22 protein-coding genes and 1 other RNA gene are annotated in these 22,066 nt (G+C 56.9%); 15 read left to right on the forward strand and 8 right to left on the reverse strand.

What is annotated here, in order from left to right; genetic code table 11:
- Positions 1-3: 3 nt before the first annotated feature.
- Positions 4-612: a hypothetical protein gene (locus J9777_RS07685; protein WP_209348134.1), complete on the forward strand. Its 609-nt coding sequence runs from the start codon at positions 4-6 to the stop codon at positions 610-612.
- A 7-nt stretch (positions 613-619) separates the two neighbouring features.
- Here the strand turns inward: J9777_RS07685 and J9777_RS07690 are convergent, their stop codons facing one another.
- Complete coding sequence (locus J9777_RS07690; RefSeq protein ID WP_209348135.1) at positions 620-2,746, reverse strand: malate synthase G; 2,127 nt, start codon at positions 2,744-2,746, stop codon at positions 620-622.
- Between the two features lie 173 nt (positions 2,747-2,919).
- On the opposite strand from J9777_RS07690, the gene J9777_RS07695 reads away from it, so the two are divergent.
- The 4 genes from J9777_RS07695 to J9777_RS07710 all read left to right on the forward strand — a co-directional run bounded on the left by J9777_RS07695 (position 2,920) and on the right by J9777_RS07710 (position 6,780).
- Positions 2,920-4,131 (forward strand): hydrolase, encoded by a 1,212-nt coding sequence (locus J9777_RS07695; protein ID WP_209348136.1) that lies wholly within the window; start codon positions 2,920-2,922, stop codon positions 4,129-4,131.
- Positions 4,128-5,144 (forward strand): arginine N-succinyltransferase, encoded by a 1,017-nt coding sequence (locus tag J9777_RS07700; protein ID WP_209348137.1) that lies wholly within the window; start codon positions 4,128-4,130, stop codon positions 5,142-5,144. Before J9777_RS07695 ends, J9777_RS07700 begins: the two co-directional genes overlap by 4 nt.
- Positions 5,141-6,388 carry an N-succinylarginine dihydrolase gene (locus tag J9777_RS07705; RefSeq protein WP_209348138.1) on the forward strand — a complete coding sequence of 416 codons (1,248 nt, stop codon included), beginning with the start codon at positions 5,141-5,143 and terminating at the stop codon, positions 6,386-6,388. Before J9777_RS07700 ends, J9777_RS07705 begins: the two co-directional genes overlap by 4 nt.
- 134 nt (positions 6,389-6,522) lie before the next feature.
- The gene (locus tag J9777_RS07710; protein WP_209348139.1) at positions 6,523-6,780 is read left to right on the forward strand and encodes a hypothetical protein; all 258 of its coding nucleotides are present in this window, start codon (positions 6,523-6,525) and stop codon (positions 6,778-6,780) included.
- A gap of 189 nt (positions 6,781-6,969) precedes the next feature.
- Here J9777_RS07710 and ssrA read toward each other — a convergent pair.
- Positions 6,970-7,313, reverse strand: a transfer-messenger RNA (tmRNA) gene (gene ssrA, locus J9777_RS07715).
- 113 nt (positions 7,314-7,426) lie between these two features.
- Positions 7,427-7,861, reverse strand: coding sequence for a large conductance mechanosensitive channel protein MscL (gene mscL / locus J9777_RS07720; RefSeq protein ID WP_209348140.1), 435 nt, complete (start codon positions 7,859-7,861; stop codon positions 7,427-7,429).
- Positions 7,862-8,066: 205 nt separating this feature from the next.
- On the opposite strand from mscL, the gene J9777_RS07725 reads away from it, so the two are divergent.
- The 6 genes from J9777_RS07725 to J9777_RS07750 are packed head-to-tail and all read left to right on the forward strand — an operon-like array spanning position 8,067 to position 12,143.
- The gene (locus J9777_RS07725) at positions 8,067-8,681 is read left to right on the forward strand and encodes a LemA family protein (RefSeq protein ID WP_209348141.1); all 615 of its coding nucleotides are present in this window, start codon (positions 8,067-8,069) and stop codon (positions 8,679-8,681) included.
- A gap of 4 nt (positions 8,682-8,685) precedes the next feature.
- On the forward strand, positions 8,686-9,264 hold the full coding sequence (locus tag J9777_RS07730) for a TPM domain-containing protein (protein WP_209348142.1): 579 nt from the start codon (positions 8,686-8,688) through the stop codon (positions 9,262-9,264).
- The gene (locus tag J9777_RS07735) at positions 9,261-10,106 is read left to right on the forward strand and encodes a TPM domain-containing protein (protein ID WP_209348143.1); all 846 of its coding nucleotides are present in this window, start codon (positions 9,261-9,263) and stop codon (positions 10,104-10,106) included. The genes J9777_RS07730 and J9777_RS07735 overlap by 4 nt, the downstream gene beginning before the upstream one ends.
- Positions 10,107-10,109: 3 nt before the next feature.
- The gene (locus tag J9777_RS07740) at positions 10,110-10,784 is read left to right on the forward strand and encodes a hypothetical protein (RefSeq protein WP_209348144.1); all 675 of its coding nucleotides are present in this window, start codon (positions 10,110-10,112) and stop codon (positions 10,782-10,784) included.
- A gap of 9 nt (positions 10,785-10,793) precedes the next feature.
- Complete coding sequence (locus J9777_RS07745; RefSeq protein ID WP_209348145.1) at positions 10,794-11,360, forward strand: NUDIX hydrolase; 567 nt, start codon at positions 10,794-10,796, stop codon at positions 11,358-11,360.
- On the forward strand, positions 11,361-12,143 hold the full coding sequence (locus J9777_RS07750; RefSeq protein WP_209348146.1) for an SDR family oxidoreductase: 783 nt from the start codon (positions 11,361-11,363) through the stop codon (positions 12,141-12,143). It begins immediately after the preceding gene.
- A 127-nt stretch (positions 12,144-12,270) separates the two neighbouring features.
- Here J9777_RS07750 and J9777_RS07755 read toward each other — a convergent pair whose 3' ends face one another.
- Entirely contained in the window at positions 12,271-12,486 is a 216-nt protein-coding gene (locus tag J9777_RS07755; protein ID WP_209348147.1) for a PspC domain-containing protein, read from the reverse strand.
- 162 nt (positions 12,487-12,648) lie between these two features.
- Positions 12,649-12,768, reverse strand: a complete 120-nt coding sequence (locus tag J9777_RS07760; RefSeq protein WP_202390662.1) for a recombination protein F — start codon at positions 12,766-12,768, stop codon at positions 12,649-12,651.
- 224 nt (positions 12,769-12,992) lie between these two features.
- On the opposite strand from J9777_RS07760, the gene recF reads away from it, so the two are divergent.
- Positions 12,993-14,078, forward strand: a complete 1,086-nt coding sequence (gene recF / locus J9777_RS07765; protein ID WP_209348651.1) for a DNA replication/repair protein RecF — start codon at positions 12,993-12,995, stop codon at positions 14,076-14,078.
- A gap of 72 nt (positions 14,079-14,150) precedes the next feature.
- A complete protein-coding gene (locus J9777_RS07770; protein WP_209348148.1) occupies positions 14,151-14,693 on the forward strand; it encodes a hypothetical protein in 543 nt (180 codons plus the stop codon).
- A gap of 73 nt (positions 14,694-14,766) precedes the next feature.
- Here the strand turns inward: J9777_RS07770 and J9777_RS07775 are convergent, their stop codons facing one another.
- Positions 14,767-15,465 (reverse strand): arylesterase, encoded by a 699-nt coding sequence (locus J9777_RS07775; RefSeq protein WP_209348149.1) that lies wholly within the window; start codon positions 15,463-15,465, stop codon positions 14,767-14,769.
- A gap of 47 nt (positions 15,466-15,512) precedes the next feature.
- Here J9777_RS07775 and J9777_RS07780 point away from each other — a divergent pair, with 47 nt between their 5' ends.
- Together J9777_RS07780 and J9777_RS07785 are read left to right on the forward strand one after the other, a co-directional pair.
- Positions 15,513-16,214: an ABC transporter ATP-binding protein gene (locus J9777_RS07780; protein WP_348631954.1), complete on the forward strand. Its 702-nt coding sequence runs from the start codon at positions 15,513-15,515 to the stop codon at positions 16,212-16,214.
- The gene (locus J9777_RS07785; RefSeq protein WP_209348151.1) at positions 16,211-18,730 is read left to right on the forward strand and encodes an FtsX-like permease family protein; all 2,520 of its coding nucleotides are present in this window, start codon (positions 16,211-16,213) and stop codon (positions 18,728-18,730) included. Before J9777_RS07780 ends, J9777_RS07785 begins: the two co-directional genes overlap by 4 nt.
- Positions 18,731-18,759: 29 nt before the next feature.
- On the opposite strand, the gene J9777_RS07790 is transcribed toward J9777_RS07785, so the two are convergent.
- Both J9777_RS07790 and J9777_RS07795 read right to left on the reverse strand, forming a co-directional pair.
- Positions 18,760-19,212: a DUF805 domain-containing protein gene (locus tag J9777_RS07790; RefSeq protein ID WP_245228540.1), complete on the reverse strand. Its 453-nt coding sequence runs from the start codon at positions 19,210-19,212 to the stop codon at positions 18,760-18,762.
- 130 nt (positions 19,213-19,342) lie between these two features.
- Complete coding sequence (locus J9777_RS07795) at positions 19,343-21,937, reverse strand: TonB-dependent receptor (RefSeq protein ID WP_209348153.1); 2,595 nt, start codon at positions 21,935-21,937, stop codon at positions 19,343-19,345.
- Between the last annotated feature and the right edge of the window lie 129 nt (positions 21,938-22,066).

Consider the following 22,066-nt stretch of genomic DNA (forward strand, 5'->3'; position numbering starts at 1 on the left):
GGCATGAACGAAAACAAAGTCAGAAGAGCCATCATTGATCGGGATGGCTTACCACAGAATTTTCCAACCCAATCACATCCGCCAGAGTTTTGGGAGCAATTAGGCCGCACGGTGGCGAGTTTCGGCTTTCTGGAAGAAACACTGGGCAAAGCGATATTCGCGTTCACAGCGACGCGGGAATATCGAGATGACGAGGTCGAAGAAGCTATTTTGGCTTGGTTACCTCAGCTTGAGCGAGCGCTGTCTGATCAACTTTGGAATCTTGCGGAGACATTCAACAAGGTCACCAAAGACCATCAAGCAACTACCATTGCAAACGTCGCCGAACTTGTCGAAGACATAAAAGCGGCGACAGTGGTTCGAAATGTGCTCTGCCATGGGTCGTGGCAAAAAAAGCCCGATAAGAATGGTGCATCGGTTCCGCTTTTTGTGAATCGAAACACTGAGATTTTTCAAACGCCAATTGATGTAGCCTATTTGGCTCAGGTGCAACGCCATGTCGTTGAACTCGCATGCAGCGTGATAGACACTGTAACCCACATGGGTTGGCAGTTTCCCGGAAGCGGCGGGCCAGGCCAAGCTATCTGGAATAGGACTGCCAACGACGAATGAGCGACGTTCAACTCGCCTTCTTCACCAACCGCCATTGATGCAGCAGCGGCTCGGTATAGCCGCTGGGTTGCTCAATGCCGTTGAACACGAGATCGCACGCTGCGGTGAAGGCAACACCATCCCAATTGCCTTCCATCGACTCGTAAGTCGGATCGCCAGCATTCTGTGCATCGACCTTGGCAGCCATGCGCTTGAGGCTGTCCATCACCTGATCCTGCGTACACACGCCGTGCAGCAGCCAATTGGCCATATGCTGCGATGAAATACGAAGTGTCGCGCGGTCTTCCATCAGGCCGACATCGTTGATGTCCGGCACTTTGGAACAGCCCACACCCGCATCAATCCAGCGGACGACATAGCCGAGCAGACCCTGCGCGTTGTTATCGAGTTCCTCGCGTACTTCTTCCTCGGACCAATTCACACTATCGGCGAGCGGAATAGTCAGCAGCGGCTCAAGCCCCGGCACATCGCCAAGGCCCTTCTGAACCTCGAACACGTCTTTCTGGTGGTAATGTAGCGCGTGGAGCGTCGCAGCGGTCGGTGATGGAACCCAGGCGGTGTTTGCACCGGCATTCAAATGCCCGATCTTCTCGCGCATCATCTGGCCCATCAGGTCGGGCGCTGCCCACATGCCTTTGCCGATCTGCGCTTTGCCCGAAAGACCGTGACGCAGGCCGATCCCGACATTGCGAGCCTCGTAAGCCTTTAGCCAATCGCTGTTCTTCATCTCTGCCTTACGGACCATCGGTCCGACTTGCATCGCCGTGTGAATTTCATCACCGGTCCGGTCGAGGAAGCCGGTGTTGATGAAAACGATCCGGTCTTTCACTGCTCTGATACACGCGCCCAGATTGGCGCTGGTACGGCGCTCCTCATCCATCACACCAACTTTAATTGTGTGCCGCTTGAGGCCGAGCAGATCCTCCACCGCATTGAACAGATCATTGGTAAAGCCGCATTCCTCCGGCCCGTGCATTTTTGGCTTCACGATATAGATGCTGCCGTGTGCTGAGTTGCCGTACTCAGCCTTACCCTCGACATCGAAAGTGCTTATCGCGCTGGTGAACACCGCGTCCATGATACCTTCGGGGATTTCGCTACCATCGGGCAGGATAATCGCCGGATTGGTCATCAGATGCCCGACATTGCGGACAAACATCAGACTGCGGCCCGATAGGCTTTGGGCGCTTCCATCAGGCGCGGTGTAGTCTTTGTTTGCAGTAAGCTTCCTTGTGAGCGTCCTGCCGCCCTTCTGGAAGCTCTCTTCCAAATCGCCACGGATCACGCCGAGCCAGTTAGTGTAAGCAAGCAACTTATCCTCGGCATCGACCGCTGCGACAGAATCTTCGCAATCGGCAATCGCGGTTAGCGCGCTCTCGAGGACTATGTCAGCAATGTTCAATGGATCGCTGCTGCCGATCGGATGCTCGGCGTCAAACACGATCTCAATGTGCAACCCGTTGTTCTTGAATAACCTGCCACGCGCGGTCTGTCCGACATATTGATCATTGTCAGAAATCGGCACAAAGCATCCGGCATCATCGCTGAGGTCAGTCAGATCAGCCCAGCTTCCAGACTTGAGTGGAATGGACTCATCGAGGAACTCGCGTCCCGCCGCGATAACCGCAGCGCCGCGTACTGGGCAGTAACCGGCCTGCTCTGCTTCGGGTGCTTCAGGTAGAGCGTCGGTACCGTAAAACCCGTCATACAGACTGCCCCAGCGCGCATTCGCCGCGTTCAGCAGGAAGCGCGCGTTCAGGATCGGTACCACCAATTGCGGGCCAGCCATTGTCGCGATTTCGGGATCGACGTTCTGCGTCCCGATGGTGAAATCGCCCGGTTCGGGGACAAGGTATCCAATATCTTCCAGAAAATGCTGATACTCGGCCTGATTATGCGGTTGCCCTCCTCTTTGACCACGCCGCTGCCGATGCCAAGAATCGATCTCGATCTGGAGCAATTCGCGCTTGGCCAAAAGCTGGCGATTACGCGGCGCAAAAGTGGCGAGTAGATCAGCAAAGCCGTTCCAGAACGCGTCCACATCGCGGCCCAGTGGAGTCAGGACTTCGGTCTCAAGAAATTCGGCCAGCTTGCTGTCAATAGTCAGCCCTGCACGGATCGCGGTATCGCTCATAGTTCCTCACACAAATCGGCGCGCGGCGATGGGCCGGACGCATAGTTCAATCAGATTGGTCTGGGGAGGACGAGGGCGATATGGCTGCGCTGGCGGTGAATTGCAACGGCTTTCGGAAGAGTTGCGAACAGCGGGGTTGGAAGCCGCTTCGCGCCAAGCTAGAGCGGTTTCAGATGAAACAACTTGATGCCCAATCCGAAGCGCTCATTGCCCCCATCGATCAGGACGCGATGCTGGCCGATGCGCAGGCGTGGAGTGCGATCAATACCGGCACCGCAAACCTTGATGGACTAGCGAAACAGGCAGGTGTTTTGGCCGACGCATTTGCGGCGCTACCAGGCGATGTAGAACTGGTTGATCCAACGCCTGTGTCAGCGATTGCGGCGGATGGCAGCGAATTCGAAAAACCGCATGGTCAGCATCTGATTGCCCGCATTCGTCCCGATGCCGAGCGCCGTCTGTTGTTTACCGGCCATATGGATACAGTCTTCCCCAAGGATCACAGCTTTCAGGAACAGACTTGGCTCGATGATGACACACTGAATGGCCCCGGCCTCGCCGACATGAAGGGCGGGATTGCGGTGTTCCTGCATGCTCTCAAAGCGTTTGAGCGATCCGATGTCGCAGACCAGATCGGCTATGATGTGCTGCTCAATTCGGATGAGGAAACGGGATCACTCGCATCGGCCCCTCTGATCGAGCAGATGGCACAGGGCAAATATGCGGCGCTGACCTATGAACCCTCCGCGCTTCCCGACGGAACACTGGCCCATGCTCGCGGTGGCAGCGGCAATTACTCGCTAACGATTACCGGCAAGTCCGCCCATGCTGGCCGCAATCCGCAGGATGGCCGCAATGCGATCGTCGCGGCGGCGGCAATCGTGCTGGGTCTCAAGGAGTTGCAGACCGAAGACTGCCCGATCAACCCCGCTAAGATTGAAGGCGGCGCGGCCAATAATGTAGTGCCCGATCACGCGGTGCTACGGTTCAACATTCGTCCGAAAAGCCCCGACGCAGCAGCAGCCTTTGAAGCGGCTTTGGCAAGCCTCATCGGCGAGACGCAGCAGGCGCATGAAGTCACCATCCACCAACATGGCGGCATTTCGCGCCCTCCCAAGCCGGTAGACCGTAAGGCTCAGCGCCTGTTCGATCTCGTTCGCGATTGCGGTGCCTCGCTCGGCCAAACCATCGGGTGGCAATCAACCGGCGGCGTATGCGACGGCAACAATATCGCTGATTGCGGGGTGCCCGTGGTCGATACGATGGGCGTTCGAGGCGGGGCTATCCACTCGCCCGACGAGTTTATGATCGTTTCCTCTTTGCGCGAGCGTGCGGCATTGTCAGCGCTCGTGATCCATCGCCTTGCTTCGGGAGAAGAACTTTGAGTTTCCGCCTGCGCGCCGCGCATTCTGACGACCTCGAACCGCTATATGAAATGGCCAAGCTTACCGGCGGGGGGTTCACCAATCTTCCGCCTGATCGCGATGCATTGGGCTCCAAACTGCAGCGCGCCGCCGATGCCTTTGGCCGCGATGATGAGAAGCTCGGCGATGACCAATTCGTCCTCGTGCTGGAGAATACCGAAACCGGTGATGTGCGCGGCACGTGCCAGCTCTTCACGCAGGTCGGGCAGCAATGGCCGTTCTATTCCTACCGGCTCAACACCCTAACCCAATATTCGAAAGAGCTCGACCGGACAGTCCGCGCCGAAATGCTCAGCCTTGTGACCGATCTGGAAGGGTCGAGCGAAGTCGGCGGTCTGTTCTTGCATCCCAATGAGCGTGCCGGAGGCCTCGGCCTACTGCTCGCGCGGAGCCGCTATCTGTTTATCGCAATGCACCGTGCACGCTTTGCCGAGCGGATATTGGCCGAATTGCGCGGCATCATCGACGATCGCGGCGGATCGCCTTTTTGGGACAATGTCGCGGGCCGGTTCTTCGGCATGAGCTTTCAGGAAGCCGACTATTTCAACTCGATCAATGGCAACCAGTTCATTGCCGATTTGATGCCCAAGCATCCCGTCTATGTCGAAATGCTGTCGGACGAAGCACGCAAAGTCATTGGCATGCCGCACCCGACCGGGCGCGCCGCGATGCGTATGCTCGAAAATGAAGGCTTCGCTGCTGAGGGCTATGTCGATATTTTCGATGGCGGGCCCAGCATGACCGCACGTACCGATACCGTAAAAAGCATTGCCGGGTCGGTTAAGGCCGAGTTGGCGACAACCGACTTGGAAGAAGGTGAGAAGGCGCTTGTCGCGACAGGCCGCCTGACAGAGTTCCGTTCCGCATACGGGCTGCGGGAATTGGGTGATGACGGTTCCATCACCATTGATAGCGCATGCGCAGAAGCGCTGAATGTGAAGGCCGGTGATACAGTCTGGAGCGTCGCCAAGTGAGCGTAGTCGAGATCAACTTCGATGGGCTCGTCGGCCCCTCGCATAATTACGCAGGCCTTAGCTTGGGCAATCTCGCCGCTACAAAAAGCGCGGGCAGCACATCCTATCCCCGCGCCGCGGCGCTGCAGGGCTTGGAAAAGATGCAGGCGAACCGCGCGCTTGGCCTGACACAAGGATTTCTGCTGCCTTTGCCCCGCCCCAACGGCAAATTCCTTTCCGCAATCGGAGCTGACAAGACCACCGATCGCGCGCTGATCGCCGCTGCATGGTCTGCCAGCTCTATGTGGACAGCCAATGCTGCGACGGTGAGCCCTGCTGCCGATACCGCAGACAGCAAATGCCATCTGACGCCTGCAAACCTCGTGACAATGCCGCATCGCGGACAGGAATGGCAGGACACCGCCGCACAACTCAGGATCGCATTCGGCAATGGTGACCACTTCGCTATGCACGATGCCGTTCCCGCCAGTTTCGGCGATGAAGGCGCTGCCAATCATATGCGGTTCTGCACTGGCCACGGAGAGCCGGGTGTTGAGGCATTTGTCTATGGCAAAACTGGTGGCAAGTTCCCTGCTCGCCAACATGAGCAAGCCAGCCGCGCTGTCGCCCGTCTGCATGGACTGAGCGAAGAGCGCACCATCTTCATCGAACAAAACCCCGAAGCAATTGCAGCGGGTGCCTTCCACAATGATGTGGTCGCCGTCGCCAATGAGCGCGTGCTGTTTACGCACAGCGAAGCCTTTGCCGACCAGCACGGCGCTTATGATGCAATCCGTGCCAAATTCCCCGAATTAGAAGTCGTCGAAGTCTCAGCATGCGCCGTCAGCCTTGGCGAAGCGATCAAAACCTATCTGTTCAATTCGCAGCTGCTGACACTGCCCGATGGCGGGATGGAGCTGATCTCGCCCCTCGAAGCCAAAACCGAGGCGGTTCATCGCTGGGCCAAGGACGCCATCGGCGGCAACCAACCGATCCGCGCGATCCGCTTTGTCGATGTGCGGCAAAGCATGGCCAATGGCGGCGGCCCCGCTTGCCTGCGCCTGCGTGTGGTTGCTGACCCCGCGACAGTCGATCCGCGCTTCCTGCTGGATGACGCCACGGCTGAGACAATCGGCAATGTGGTCAGCGAATATTGGCCCGAGACGATCAACACCGATCAGGTCGGTGATGAAGCGCTGGCAAAACGTGTCATTGCAGCACGGCACAAACTCTTGGAAGCATTGGGGCTTTCAGAACTAAGTTAATGCTCTGGACGAACTGTCGGCATTCGTTACACTTGCAATCCTGTTAACCACCAAAGCGCGCAGAAACCGGCCACTGGCATGAAATTTGCGACCTAAGAAGTTAACGCGGATACGATAATCGCAGGGATGAGCGCATGTTGAGAAAAATAGGCAAACTGTTTGTCATCAAGACAAAGTGGGAAGCCTATATCATCATCTACGCGCTGGCGCTGGGCTGCACGGCGCGCGGATCACAATATCTGATCGAATATCCCGGCTGGTTCGGGAAACTGATGTTTCTGGCGACGACCGGCGCAGTGTTTCTGGCGGGTGCAAAGATATTTGATGCGCTAGCTTATGAGCGGAAAGCGCGTGAGGCTGAGGCTGCACAGACGTCTTCACACAAGACCTGATTCCCATGTCCAGCTTCGTTTCAGACTTGGCTTAGACGGAGTCGAGAATGGTAAGGTGCGTGAACCGGAACGCAGCGACCATTCAAGGTCGTGAGTACCGGAAGCGCAGCGCATTGCCATTCGCAGGCCGGTATAAGCCGAGTATGGAATGAAGATGGGGGGTTCTGTTGCTAGGCCCCCCCAGGCCCCCGGAATCCGCTTCTGTTGCCCGGTGGGTCCAACCGCGCTTTAGCTTAGTAAGATCAGGCCGCTAGGCCGTCAGATTACGCTGCGAGAGCGAGTGCTTCGTTATCGTTTGCACTTATAAAGATGAGCCTTTTACGGGGTTTCTCAACCCGGGCAAAAACAATGCTTTTCAACACACGTCGATCCTAGTTCGGCCCCATCAGGATCAGCCATTTCAGGCCGATTTTGGTGGAGCCGCCGGGTACTGCCCCCGGGTCCGTTATATCTATTGCACATCGCAATTTATCGCCATAGTCCGCCGAAACGAACAAGCCCTATATAGCGCGCATTGCGTGAATATAAAGTGACTAAGGCGCGACCCAACCGTCATCCCCGCGAAAGCGGGGACCCAGAGCGTAAACGTGTAACTCACCAATCTGGATTCCCGCTTCCGCGGGAATGACGTTTTTGAGCCTTGCGCTTACTTCTTCAAAGCGTCCCGGATCTCTGTAAGCAGCTCGATCTCGGTAGGACCAGCCGGTTCTTCTGCCGCTGCTTCCTCTTCCGCTTCAAATTTCGCTTTGGCTTTGTTCGCATAACGCACCAGCAGGAAGATGATGAAGGCCAAGATCACGAAGTTGATGATCGAGGTAATGAACGCGCCCCATGCGAGGACATTGGCACCCGCTTCACGCGCTGCTTCCAGGCCCATGCCTTCAGTAACCAATTCGGCGCCGCTCAGCACAGTGTATTTGTTGCTGAAGTCGACATCGCCAAAAATCATACCGACGATTGGCATAATCAGATCGGCGGTGAGCGATGCTACGATCACGGCGAATGCGCCAGCGATGATGACCGCAACGGCCAGTTCCATGACATTGCCCTTGGCAATGAAGTCCTTAAATTCTGCGAGCATGGTATAAATCCCCAATTTTCAATGTCGTTTTCAATCCCGCTGCGCCTTTGCCACCATCGGACAGCGATGCCAAGTGCGGCGTTCTAACGCCGAGTTGCGGGCAAAATATGCTCCGTCAAATCCTTGAAAACCGGCTAAGGTGTGCTATCTACATAAGACAGACAGCGTGCGACCAATCCGCGCGCCCAATGCGGGGACCACAACCATGAATTTACGTAATTTCGGCCGCCTGACCGTGGTGGCATTTGTTTCGCTGACCTTAGCCGCCTGCGGGATCAACTCGGTTCCGACCAAGGAAGAAGCCGCGAAAGCTCAATGGGCCAATGTCGAGGCAGCCCAGCAGCGCCGCCACGATGTCATCCCCAATCTCGTTAGCGTCGTCGAAGCAGCGGCCATTTCCGAAGAAAATATCCTGACCGGTGTGATCGAGGCGCGATCCAAAGCGATGGGTGTCAACATCACTACAGATGATCTCTCCGACCCCGCAGAGTTCGAGAAAATGCAGCAGGCTGAGAACCAGTTCACGCAAGCCCTCGGCCAGTTCCGCACCGTCGTCGAAGCCTATCCGCAATTGCAGTCAAATGCGCGTTTTGCGGATCTGATGACCGAAATCGAGCAATCGAACAACATGATCACGACCGAAATCGGCCGCTACAATGATGCAGCGCGCGATTTCAACACCGAAATCCGGACGTTCCCGTCCTCTATCGGCGCGAATATCATCCACGGCTCAGAAGCCCTCCAGTATTTCGAAGCCGCCGAAGGCGCTCAGGAAAATCCTGACGTCGATCTGAGTGGGATCACCGGCGACGATAGCTGATCGCGTGAAACACTTCCTGTTTTCGATCAAAGCGGGGTTGATAGCGCCAGTATTCCTACTCGCGCTGTCCACCCCGTTGGTCGCCTGCAATGCGCAGGAAGTTGAGACAGAGACGGCAATTGAACCACCAACCGGCCCCGTTGTTGATACTGCCAATATTATTCCGGCTGAGGTGGAAGACGCGCTTGATAGTCGGTTACGGAACTATTTTACCGATAGCGGCACTGCAATTGTTGTGTCGACCGTACCAACGCTGTCAGGCCAGCCGATAGAAGATGTCGCACGAACAACTTTCAACGAGTGGGGCATCGGTAACCCAGATACCCACCGCGGCCTGTTGATGCTGATCGCGGTGAATGACCGGCAGCTTCGTATCGAAGTCGGCTGCGGCTTGGAAAAGCCGGTGACCAACGCAGCCGCACAGACGGTGGTTACCGACACAATTATCCCGTTTTTCAAATCGGGTGACTTTACCGGCGGGATTAATGCGGGTGTCATCGATCTGATCACCTTGCTCGACAATGCCACCGAATTTGGCCCTATCACCCCCTATTGCACCAAGTTGATGCAGGACGCAGCATGAAGTCTTTCTGGCAAACAATTCTGACCCTTTTCACCGCACTGTTACTCAGTGTCGCAGGTAGCGCGGCCTATGCGCAGGATTTGCCGCCACGCCCTGATGGGCCGATCTATGACGGTGCGGACATTCTCTCGCCAGCAACCGAAGCCAGCCTGGATTCACGCCTACGCGAGTACAACGCCACCACAGGTCGCGCGATTGTCGTAGCGACGGTTCCTGACCTCGGTGGCGAGGAAATCGACCCCTATGCGACCAATCTATTCGCAGCATGGGGCATCGGCGGGGCCGAGCGCGATCAAGGCCTTCTGCTGCTGATCGCGCGTGACGACCGCAAGATGCGGATCGAGGTTGGCTACGGGCTCCACCCTTATTTCGGCGGCATTATGGCGGGGCGGGTAATCCGCAATGACATTACCCCGCGCTTCAAGGCTGGCGATTTTGATGGTGGCGTGAATGCCGGCATCGATGCAATCTTGGCGCATTTGGCGAAATCACCCGCGGACGCCCAAGCCATCGCTGAGGCGGCTGCCGCTGCGGAACAGTCGCGCTCCTCATCCGGCGGCGGCTTCCCGATCAGCGCGATCTTCTGGTTTTTCATTATCCTGTTCTTCTTCGTCATCCCGATGTTGCGTGGCGGCGGACGTGGCCGCAGGCGTTATCGCAGTGGGATTGGCGGCACTGTCGGTGACATTATCCTTTGGGAAGCCGGCAAAGCGGTTGCTCGCGGCCTCTCTGACAGCGGTGGCGGATTCGGCGGCGGAGGCTTCGGCAGCGGTGGAGGCGGCGGTTTTGGCGGTTTCGGCGGCGGCATGTCCGGCGGCGGCGGCGCGAGCGGAGGCTGGTAGATTATGGGTTATTTGTCACAAGAAGATCACGCGATCGTCACCAAGGCTGTTTCCGATGCGGAGCTGACCACATCGGGTGAAATCGTTACCGTGCTGGCCGACCGGTCGGATGGCTATTCCGACGTTGCGCTCGCATGGGCTGCACTGGCGTCGTTTTTCACATTAGCCATGCTCACGATCTTCCCTGATCCGGTGCTCAATACCTATGCAAGTCTTCATGGAAACTGGAACACCGAATGGTCGCCGAATGATATCTTCGCGATGGCCGCAGGCGCCGCGACATTCTGGTTCTTGGTGGTGTGGGGCATCCAGTTTTGGACCCCAATCAAATTCGCAATGATTCCGGGTAAGATCAAACGTCTGCGCGTCCGCGAACGGGCGATCAAGCACTTCAAAGTCGGCGCCGAGCGCAGAACACATGGCCGCACCGGCTTCATGATCTACCTGTCTATGCGCGAACACCGCGCTGAAATCGTTGCCGATGAACCCATTGCCGAACTGGTCGATGCAGAGGTTTGGGGCGAAGCGATGGCGGATATGCTGGCCGAGATCAAACGAGGCCATATCGCCGAGGGCATGGCCGCTGGCGTCCGCGATGTTGGCAAAGTCCTGTCCGAACACTTTCCGCGCGCCGAAGATGATCAAAACGAATTGCCGGATCGGCTGATTGAAGTCTAAACGCTCCGCATGAGTGTTTCCGATCCCGCCGTTACTGATCCCGATGCAAACCTGCCCGAAGAAATCGTCTGGCAGGGCAAATTTATTACCGCCAAGGTCCGCGGCCGCTGGGAATATGTCGGTCGAGCGCGCAATATCCGCGCTGCCGCGATCCTCGCGATCGAGGACGGCCATGTGCTGCTGGTCGAACAATACCGTATCCCGCTGGGTAAGCGCAGCCTGGAAATCCCCGCAGGCCTAATCGGCGACGACGATGGCGCGGAAGGCGAACCTCCCGAAGTCGCCGCCGCGCGCGAGCTCGAGGAAGAGACCGGCTACGTCGCTGAACGCTTCGAAAACCTTGGCGAGTATTATTCTAGTCCCGGCATGGTCAGCGAGAGCTTCACACTGCTCCGCGCCCACCGTCTGACCAAAGTCAGTGAAGGCGGCGGTACCGATAGCGAAGACATCATCGTCCACCGCGTCAAACTGACCGATCTAAGACAATTCGTTGCGGATTGGCGCAAGGGCGGGCATGCAGTCGATGTACGGCTGGCGATATTACTGGCTGAGGATTTTCTGAAAGAGGATGAGTGAATGGTAGATCGCGTCAAAGGTAAATTGGCATTGGTAACCGGCGCGGCGCAAGGTCTGGGGGCAGCGCATTCGCTACTGCTCGCCAAAGAGGGCGCGCGCGTACTGTGCACCGATATCAACAGCAACGGCGCCGCCAACACCGCGCAATTCATCAACGAGCAATTCGGCGCGGGCACGGCCTATTCGATTGAACATGACGTAACCAACGTGTCGCACTGGAATGCTGCGGTAGAAATGGCGCGCGACAACCTCGGCGGTCTGAACGTGCTGGTGAACAATGCCGGGATTGGCGTCGCGGGCAATATCGAGGATTGCACATTCGAAGACTGGAAACGGTGCTTCGCAGTCAATGTCGATTCAATCTTCCACGGTTGTCAGGCTGCCTTGCCATTGATGCGCGAACATGCGCCTGGGTCGATCATCAATATCAGCTCCATCGCAGGCCTGATCGCGAGCGACACTATGCCCGCCTACAACGCCTCCAAGGCATCTGTCTGGATGCTGAGCAAATCTATCGCGCTGCATTGTGCAAAGAAGAATATGGGGATCCGGTGTAATTCGATCCATCCGACATTTGTCGATACGCCGATCCTTGACGGCACGGCCAAGCATGCGGGGATCGAAAAAGGCGTTCTGATGGAGAAGTTGGCACGTCAGGTGCCGCTGAAAATGGTCGGTGAGCCAAACGATATTGCTAACGCTGTGCTCTATCTCGCAAGTGACGAGAGCCGCTTTATGACCGGGGCCGAGTTGAAACTGGATGGCGGCATTTCCGCCATGTAGTTTGCCGCCCCTGACTTTTTCTTGGGGCCGAGCTGAAACTGATTGGCGCATTCCGCCATGTCGCTAACGGCCCCTGCGGGCTTGGTACTCTGTGTTCTAATGTCTGGGAGGGACCGTGAGGCCCCTCTCAGTCTGCGATAAGGGCGATTGCTGCGTATACGAGGAGCAGCGAGCCGAAACCGATCAATGTACCGGCAACGAAGCCGATGCGGACCAACATTGGATCCCAGTTGAAGTAGTTTGCGATGCCTGAGCATACGCCCCACAATTTGGCATTACGCTTATCGAGGCTGAAGCCATTCGATGGCGGTCCGCCAGCAGGTTTACGTTCTAAATTGCTCATGCGATTGCTCCTGAAAGGACGATGCCTTGTTCTGCCGGAATGATTGCGTATGCGAATACGCAAACTGACAGAGTGACGGATGATACAGCGGCAACTACGCGACTGCCAAGATCACTAAGGTTTAACATGTGAATTCCTCCGATTGAGTGGTGGGCCGGTCGATTAGGCGATCAGGCCGGTGGGGGTTGCTGGGATAATGGCGGTAGCCATAAACAGAGCCGAGATGGCTACTGCGGTGAAGCTTGCGAAAACGCGGTTGCTGATTTGGTCAAATGTAGTCATCGTTTTATTCCCTCTTAAGTTGTTCCGGTGGGTCATCCCGCCGATGCCAACAACACTGCAGAGACCGTGCCAGTTTTGAAAAACCGCAGAATTTAGCCATTTTTAAGCATTCCGGCTGATTTCCGAACATTAACACTTCCTGAATGTTGGGATTTTTCACCAACTATTAGAATTGCGGTTTGGAGTGGCGCGTGGTGATGTCTCTGGCTAGTGCCAATTTACACATGGCTCTCAACCAAATCACCCTCTCCCACTTTCGCAATCACGCCGAGACGCGGCTTGATGACACGCGGCGGTTCAACCTGTTGGTGGGGGAGAACGGTGCGGGTAAAACCAACATACTCGAAGCTATCTCGCTGTTCGCCCCAGGACGCGGATTGCGACGTGCGGCACTGGCAGAGATGGCTGGCAGCAGCGGTGATGGCGAATTGGCCATTGGCGCATCGCTAGCCACTGAGCCAGATCAAGAGCCTGTACGACTGGGCAGCTATACCAAGCCGGCACAGCCGGGCCGCAGGCTGGTACGCATCAATGGCAGCGAGACCAGCGCAGTCAGTCTGGGCGAATGGCTCGCGATTGGCTGGCTCACCCCCGCCATGGACCGGTTATTTACCGATAGCGCAGGCGCGAGGCGGCGCTTCGTTGACCGAATGGCACTGGCGGTGGATCCGCTCCACGCCCGCCATGCCACACGGTACGAGGCCGCCCTACGCGAACGCAATCGCTTGCTGAGTGACGAGAGAGAGCCCGAAGCCGCATGGCTGGATGGCGTTGAGACACAAATGGCCGAACACGGCGCTGCGCTTGCCGCAGGCCGTGCAGGCCTGATCTCGCGCATAATGGAGGAGCTTGCGACGCTCCCCTCCGAACCGTTCGCCCGCCCCGCCCTGTCATACGCGGCGGGTGCCCCGATAATGCAAAGCGATCTGGCAGAGGCCCTGCGCGACAACCGCCGCAAGGACCGCGCTGCCTCCCGCACGCTCATCGGCCCGCACCGCGATGAGCTTGAAGTCGCAATGGAAGGCAAGAACGCCCCCGCCGCCAGCTGCTCTACCGGAGAGCAAAAAGCGATGCTGATCGCGATTATCCTCGCCCATGCTAACCTCGCCGCAAGGGGCCGCCCCAACCTGCTGCTACTCGATGAAGTCGCTGCTCACCTGGACCCGATCCGCCGCGAGGCCCTGTTCGAACGGCTACGCGATAGCGGCGCACAAGTGTGGCTGACAGGTACGGAGCTGGCACCGTTTGAAGCCATCCGCGAAGAAGCCGCGGTTTGGCGGGTAGTTGATGGTAGGGTGGAGCGGTTTTGAGGTCATTACCCAAGCCCATCAAAGCCTATGCCGAGACCTTGCTGATTAGTGGAAGTTAAGTAGGCTGAATCGATGACTGATCATTCTGCATCGAAACCTAAATCTGAGTCGACCCGCTGGGGAGTCATAGCGCTAGTTTTTGCTATCGCTTTAGTATCTCTTACACTTGCAGCTCCACCGATAGAAGTCATCGAACTTTCCGTATCACCCGACTTGAGAGCTTGGTTGGAGTGGGGCAAGTTCGCAACTGAGCTATTATTGGTTCTATTATTCGGTGGTGCCGTATTCTCGGACGGCGTCGCTCAATCTGTAGAAAGAGCTTGCGTGCGTATTGATGCGAAGCTCGACGCCGAGCATCAAGACTTTAGGGACATTTTTCAAAAGATAAGCGCTGGTGAGCGCCTAAGTTGGGATGATTGGAAGAGGCTCGCCAAAAGGCTGACACCGAATTTTGCTAGTCCAGCAAACCCACTTAGTGATCGCGATTTTAGACTCATGCTCTGGCTGTCGACACGCGGAATGCCGAAAGGCCTCTTCGGTCTCATCGCATTGATTCTATTTCTGGCGAAAGTCGGAATTGACGTAATTCTGTTACAATCAACGGTAACTGCCTAGCCTGTTCGTGTGCATCAACTGATGTATTTCTTCTCTCAGTTTATGGAGGCGGCTAGTCACGCAAAGCGGCTTTTCACCCCTCCGGCAGCGCCTCTTTCACCGCCCCAACCGTCGCCCCGACCAGCGTCTCAATGCCCTCTTCGGTCGGGTGGACGCGGTCGCCTTGGATGAGCTCGGGCTTATCGTAGATCGATTCCTGAAAAAACGGGACCAGATCGGCGCCATATTGCTTGGCCAATTCCGGATAGAGGTTGTCGAAAGCCTCCTGAAACTCAGCGAAATTGGGCGGAGCGCGCATACCCATCAGAAGGACGGGAATTTCACGTTTCTGAAGCTCTTGCAGCATCGTCTCAATGTTCTTGCGGGTCTCTGACACCGGCAAGCCGCGCAGCAAATCATTGCCGCCAAGCTCCAGAATAAACAGATCGGGTTTTTCTGGCTGACCATCGAGAGTGAAGGTCAGGCGCTGCAATCCTGCTGCAGTGGTATCGCCCGACACACCGGCATTGGTCACCCGGGCATTGATCCCCTGAGCGCGCAAAGATGCCTCCAACTTGGCCGGATAGCTATCATCGGATGCCACGTTATATCCGGCGAACAGGCTATCACCGAAGGCCAGAATGCGTTGCTCCGGCCCCATCACAGGTTGCTCAACCGTGGCATCGCGTGACGCTTCGGCATCGCTCTTGGGAACGGGCGCCTCGCTACCGCATGCCGCCAAAAACAGCGCAGAAAATAAAACAGGAACAATCGACAAACGGCGTAGTTGCATCGGTGAGCCTCCTTGCTCGTACCCTTTTCCTATGCGATTGGACTTCAGTGGCAAGTCAAAACTCTATTTCCGCTCGAAATCTCACACTGACCTATGATCCGGATAAAAACCCGGTCGAGGTGCTGCGCGGGATCGATCTCGATGTTGCTAACGGCGAGGTGCTGGCACTGCTCGGCCCCTCTGGCTCGGGCAAAAGCTCGCTTATGGCGGTGCTGTCCGGCCTAGAGCGCGCCTCTGGCGGCGATCTGACCGTCGCAGGGCAAGATTTCACGACGATGGACGAGGACGGGCTGGCGAAGGCGCGGCGCGGCCATATCGGTATCGTGTTGCAAGCATTCCACTTGCTGCCGACAATGACCGCACTGGAAAATGTCGCAACGCCGATGGAACTGGCGGGCGATCCTGATGCGACCAGCAAAGCCAAGGCAGAGCTGGAAGCGGTTGGTCTGGGCCACCGTCTAGACCATTACCCCACACAGCTTTCGGGCGGCGAGCAGCAGCGCGTGGCGATTGCCCGCGCGATTGCGCCGGGACCGGAATTGATCTTCGCCGACGAGCCAACCGGCAATCTGGACGTCTCGACCGGCCATGACATTATCGAATTGCTTTTCAAACGGCGCGAAGACACCGGCGCGACATTGGTGGTGATTACCCACGACGTAGAACTCGCCGAACGCTGTGACCGCATTGTGACCATTGGCGACGGTCTGATTGCCACCGATACGAAGAACGGCACCAAAGCAGCGTGAGCGAGACAATTTCCTGGAACACCGCTTGGCGCATTGCCAAGCGCGACCTGAATGCGCGGTTCAAAGGCTTGCGCCTTCTGCTGGTTTGCCTGTTTTTGGGCACCGGTGCTTTGGCAGCAATCGGCACGCTGACCGGCGCGATCGAGAGTGAACTGGAAGGCCGCGGGCAAGAATTGCTCGGCGGTGATTTGGAAGTGGAAGTCTGGCAGCGCGATCTGCTCGACGAAGAAAAAGCTGCGCTCGAGGAATTGGGCGAGATTTCGGGCGGAACACGGCTGCAAGCCATGGCTTCTGCGGGCGAGAATGCCGCGCCGATTGAACTCAAGGCGGTTGATACCAAATGGCCGCTTTACGGCACGCTGACATTGGCAGATGGCAGCGAGGCTGCTGCACCAAAGCCCGGTGAAGCATGGCTCGGCCAAGGGGCAATTGACCGGCTTGGCATCAAGGTCGGCGACACATTTCGCGTCGGCCAGACCGAACTTATTGCAAAGGGCATCATCGGTAACGAACCTGACCGGTTAAGCGAAGGCTTCCAGCTTGGCCCCACCATACTTGTGTCCGAAGACACGCCGGCAGCGGCTGGGTTGCTCGCGCCCGGCTCAATGTATCAAAGCAAATACCGTGTGGCTTTCGAAGGAAACCGTTCCCCCGACGATGTGCAGGAGGAATTGGAAGAGCAATTCCCCAATGCAGGGTTCGATTTCCGCACCCGCGACCGCGCGTCGCCCGGCGCAGACCGCTTTGTATCGCGAATGGGCGAGTTTCTGACGCTGGTTGGCCTTGCTGCGTTGGTCATTGCAGGCATCGGTATTGGCGGGGGTGTATCGTCTTATCTCGAGGCCCGCCGCGCCAGCATTGCGACGCTTAAAGTTCTTGGCGCATCGAGCCACGACATTGCCCGCATCTACGGATTGCAGGTCGGCGCGGCGGCTCTGATTGGCAGCTTGGTCGGATTGCTCGCTGGCGTTCTGGTTACGCCGCTGCTCGCAGCAGCGCTCGATGGCTTGCTGCCCGTCGATACCGGCTTCGTCTTCGAGCCTACTGCCCTCGTGATCGCCGCGGCATATGGCTTGTTGGTCGCGCTGGTATTCGCGGCGACGCCAATTCTTCGCGCACGCCGTTTCCCAGCAATGGCGCTGATGCGCGCCCGTGTTGTGCCGCTCTCGCGTGACGGACGCGCACTGGCGTGGGTAATCGGCGGCATGGCCGGTATTGTTGCGTTGGCGCTGCTCACTGCGCGTCAGCCGTTGCTGTCCGGCGGCTTCCTGCTCGGCGCGATAGTAGTGCTTGGTCTGCTCGCACTGCTCGGTTTCGGCATTCGCAAGCTGTCCGAGAAACTCCCACGCCCTGCCAATCCGTTGATCCGCAACGCAATGGCCAATCTGCATCGTCCCGGATCCTCGACCGGGGCACTGGTAACAGCACTCGGCTTCGGCCTGAGCGCGTTCGTGCTGCTTGCCGCGATCCAGAGCAGCATCGACGGCAATATCGACCGGCGCGTCCCCGAACAGGCGCCCGATTACTTCGTGCTCGATATCCCTCGCGACCGCGTTGGCGAATTTGAAACATTGGTTCAAGCAGACCAAGCAGACGCGGCCATTCGCACCGTCCCTGCCCTGCGCGGTGCCATCCTCGCCTACGGGCCTGAGGACAGCATGATCCGCGTATCCGATCTGGAGGAAATTCCCGATGGCGCATGGCCTTTGCGCGGCGAGCGCGGGCTTACCTATGCCGACGAGTTACCGATAGGTAATTCGCTGACCGAAGGCGACTGGTGGGCTGCCGATTATGCCGATGAACCCCTGGTCTCCGTCGATCAGGAATTTGCCACTGCCATTGATCTTAAGATCGGAGATCAAATCACCGTCGGTGTGCTGGGTGTCGAGAAGACCGCGCGCGTGGCCAATTTCCGGCAGATCGACTGGGAAAATATGGGCTTCAACTACGTGCTGGTATTCTCGTCCAACGCGCTTGCGGATGCGCCGCATAACATAGCGGCGACTATCGAATTGCCGGAAGGCGCCGCTACCGGCCCGTTGCTGCGTCAGCTGGTCAAGGAATTCCCCTCCAGCTCAGTTATCGAAATCGGTCAGGTACTGTCGGAAGCCCGGGTCATTCTCAGCCAAGTTGGCCTTGCCACTTTCGCCGCTGCATCGGTGGCCGTGCTCGCCGGTCTGGCAGTGTTAATCGGCGCCATCGCAGCGGCGCGGGCCGCCAGAACCTATGACACCGTGGTAATGCGTGTGCTGGGCGCGAGCCGGCGGCAGATCATGGTCATGCAGCTTGCCGAATACGGTATTCTCGCGTTGATCCTGGCCGTTGTGGCTCTTGGTTTGGGCAGCGGTCTCGCGTGGCTGGTTATCACTCAACTGTTCGAGTTCGACTGGCTCCCCAACTGGTGGGAAGTTCTTGCAGTCCTTGGCGGCGGACTCGGCTTTGTGATGGTGTTTGCGCTGGCCGGCTCGCTCCCACTGCTGAAAGCGAAACCGGCACAAGCGTTGAGAGCGCTGTAGGGCACCTCTCACTCAGCCTCAGCGGAGCCTTATTCGAAGGTTGAAGCGCTCACTGGATCGAGCGGATCTTCACCATATTTATTGGCACCCTTCGTGCCCGGCAACGCCATCACGACAAGATAGGCGATGAACACCAGAAAGTTCAGGATCGGCACGAACGAAAGCAGGATGTAACCGACATAAATCCATCCAGTCAGATTCATATCATGCAAGCGCCGGATCGATACCGCCACAGAGGCCACGCCCGTCAATATCATCCAGATATAAGCCGGAATGAAGATCAGCATTGCAAAGCCAAAACCGGCGCCCATCAGGGGACCCATCATCGCGCTAGTCGGATCTAGCGCCGACATGCCACCTGCAAATAGAAACATCAGCGCAACCAGCCCAACAAGGATAATCGCGTTGAGCAATACAAACATCCAGAACTCTCTGCGTCCCGAACGCCCTTCGATCAACCGGTACAACTTTCTGTACGGCATCAACATATGTTCCATAGTCAGTCCCTCCCTTTCTCAGTCCTGATTTGGAACGCACCATAATTCTGCACAACGCGCAACGAAAAAGGGACCGCCTTGCGGCAGCCCCTTCTCGATAGATTGGTTGTTCGGTTTAGAACTTGAAGCGAACAACACCGCCATATGTGCGTGGTGCGCTCGGGTAACCCGACACTGTACCGGCCTGTGCAACACCATCGAACACCGTCAGGATGTACTGGCTGTTGAGCAGGTTGCGGACATAGGCCCCGACTTCCACGCCGTTCTCCATTTTGAACGTCATCGAACCGTTGACCAGGTTTACTTCACGATCAAAGATTTGGGTGTTGCCCAAACCGGCGTTGAAGGTTGGCAAACCGTTGTTAATCGGCGTGTTACTCTCGTGGCTGTAGTCCACACGAGTAACCAGCTGATTTCCGCTCGCACCGAAATCATGCGTGTAGGTCGCCGAAGTAGAGATCGCCCACTCAGGAATACCGCCAGGACGCACGCCGCTCAGATCACCCAGAACGCTGCCTGGGAAATCGTCAAACAGAGGATCAAGGTAGGTCGTTGCGAAGGTGAGCACCAGACCATCCGTCGGATTGATCGTGGCATCAAATTCGAAACCTTTAACCGACTGCTGACCGGCATTTTGCAGAGCAAAACCGGTGCCGGTAAAGGCGAGGCTCTGGAAGCCTTTGATCGTCTGGTCGAACAACGCAACGTTGAAACCGAAGCCAGGCCATTGTGCCTTCAGACCCAGCTCGTAGACTTCGGCATTCTCAGGACCTGCGAAGCGCGAACCGCTTGACAGGTTGGCAACCGCCAAGCCTGCATTGGTAATCGGCGAGTCCGGCGCGGCAAAGAACGACCCGCTTGGACCGGCCACATAGTCTGCCGACGATGGGCGGCTGTCACGCGACAGGTTGACCGAGCTAGCTTTGAAGCCGGTTGCGTAGCTGGCATAGACGTTGATTTCGTCCGAAACCTGGTACGCAACGCGTCCCAGATAAGTGAACTTGTCATCACGCGTCCGGCCATCTTCAACCGCATTCGGAATAGTCAGGAATGGCGGCTGAAACTGGAATGCCTGCAGCCCGATAAACGGGTTTGCCGCACTAGTCGCAGCAGCCAGCAATGCATCCTGGTTCGCTTGTGGAAGCGCTTGGAACTGATCCCGCGTGGTCACAGCACCACCCGATGCGATAGTGATAAACGCATCAACGAGGTTAACTTGACCCAATGGATCAGGGCTAATCTGCGACAGCGCAAAGTCTTTCTTATCGTCAGTGTAGTTGAAACCGCCTGTGAAGACCAAGCCTTCAACTGGTTCAAAATCAACCGTACCGAAGATCGAATAGGACGTGTTGTCCATCGAGAAAGTTTCTTCCGACAATAGCGGCGTAAGGAAAATGCTTTCCTGTTGTAGGCCAAGACCTGCCTCTACACCGTTAAACACCGATGGCGCGCCTGACAGAACGTCTGCAGGGTTGCCGCCTGCGAGGAGCTCAAACACATCGCGGATGTCGGCACCATTTTGGATCGCACTGTCTTGTGTGATCGTTTCGTCAAAATAGTACGCACCGAGCAGGAAGTTGATCGGTCCGTCGAAATCCGACGCGATGCGGAATTCCTGAGTGAAGCTTTTCACCGCCTGGTCGCGTGTTTCTGTCGCCAGCGACGCGCTGGTATAGTCAATGTCCGACAGGAAGAAGTTCTCCAGCTCACGATAGGCAGTGATCGAAGTCACTTGGATCGTATCGCTTTCCCAGTCGATCTGCACCGAGCCGCCATAGTTGTCGACTTCGTTGGTTGGGACAAAGTTCAGGAATGCATTGTAGCTGAAGAAGTTGGTGTCGAGCTGACCGCCAACAGCGTTGATCGCGCCGGTAACCGGACCAGAAACCAATGTGCTGACCTGACAGCAAACTTCGTCGATCCGCGAATAATCGGCAATCGCACGAATTTTGAGGTTCGGCGTTGGCTCGATCAGAAGCTGACCGCGTGCAGACCAGCGATTGCGGTTGTTCTGCTCTTCATTCAAATTCACGATAGTCGCGTAGCCGTCACGGCGGTTGTAACTACCGTCGAGCGAGAATGCGATCGCATCGGTGATTGGGCCGGTAATGTCGCCCTTGATCACGACGTTGTTGAAATTGCCGTAGCTGGCTTCAACCGCACCGCCGAATTCGAACTGCGGTTCGCGGGTCACAACCGAAATAACACCAGCAGATGCGTTCTTACCGAACAGGGTCGATTGGGGGCCGTTCAGAACCTCGATCCGTTGGACGTTTGGAAGGTCAGACAGGGCCGCCGCAGAGCGCGAACGGAACACGCCGTCAATGAACACACCAACCGATGGTTCAATACCGAAGTTGTTATCGCCGTTACCGAAGCCGCGAACGATGAATGTGGATGCAGAAGATGTCTGCAGCTGGCTGACACGCAGTGATGGAGTGACGGTTTGGAGATCGAGAACGTCACGGATTTGCGCCGTCTCAAGAACTTCACCCGTTGTAACGGAAACCGCAATCGGTGTCTCTTTCAGGCTGGTTTCACGCTTGGAAGCGGTAACGATGATCACATTCTCATCGACATCGTCCTCAGCCTCTGCGTCGCCAGTGTCCTGAGCCATTGCGACCGAAGGCATTGCAAGCCCGAGAGCGGCAACGCCAGCGAACAGCGTAGCGCGTGAGGCTACGCCATAATTACGTGTAGTAACTTTCATGGATTCTCCCATCCTATGTTGTGATCGAGCCGCCCTTATGGTGAACGTTTCCCAATCGCAGTCTTAACTGTGTGCATAGGTATGCCCGTAAATTCCGCCAAGTGGAAGCCTTACGTTACGTAACCTTGC

It is taken from the genome of Pontixanthobacter sp. CEM42 (genome assembly GCF_017812015.1).
Lineage (GTDB): Bacteria > Pseudomonadota > Alphaproteobacteria > Sphingomonadales > Sphingomonadaceae > Pontixanthobacter.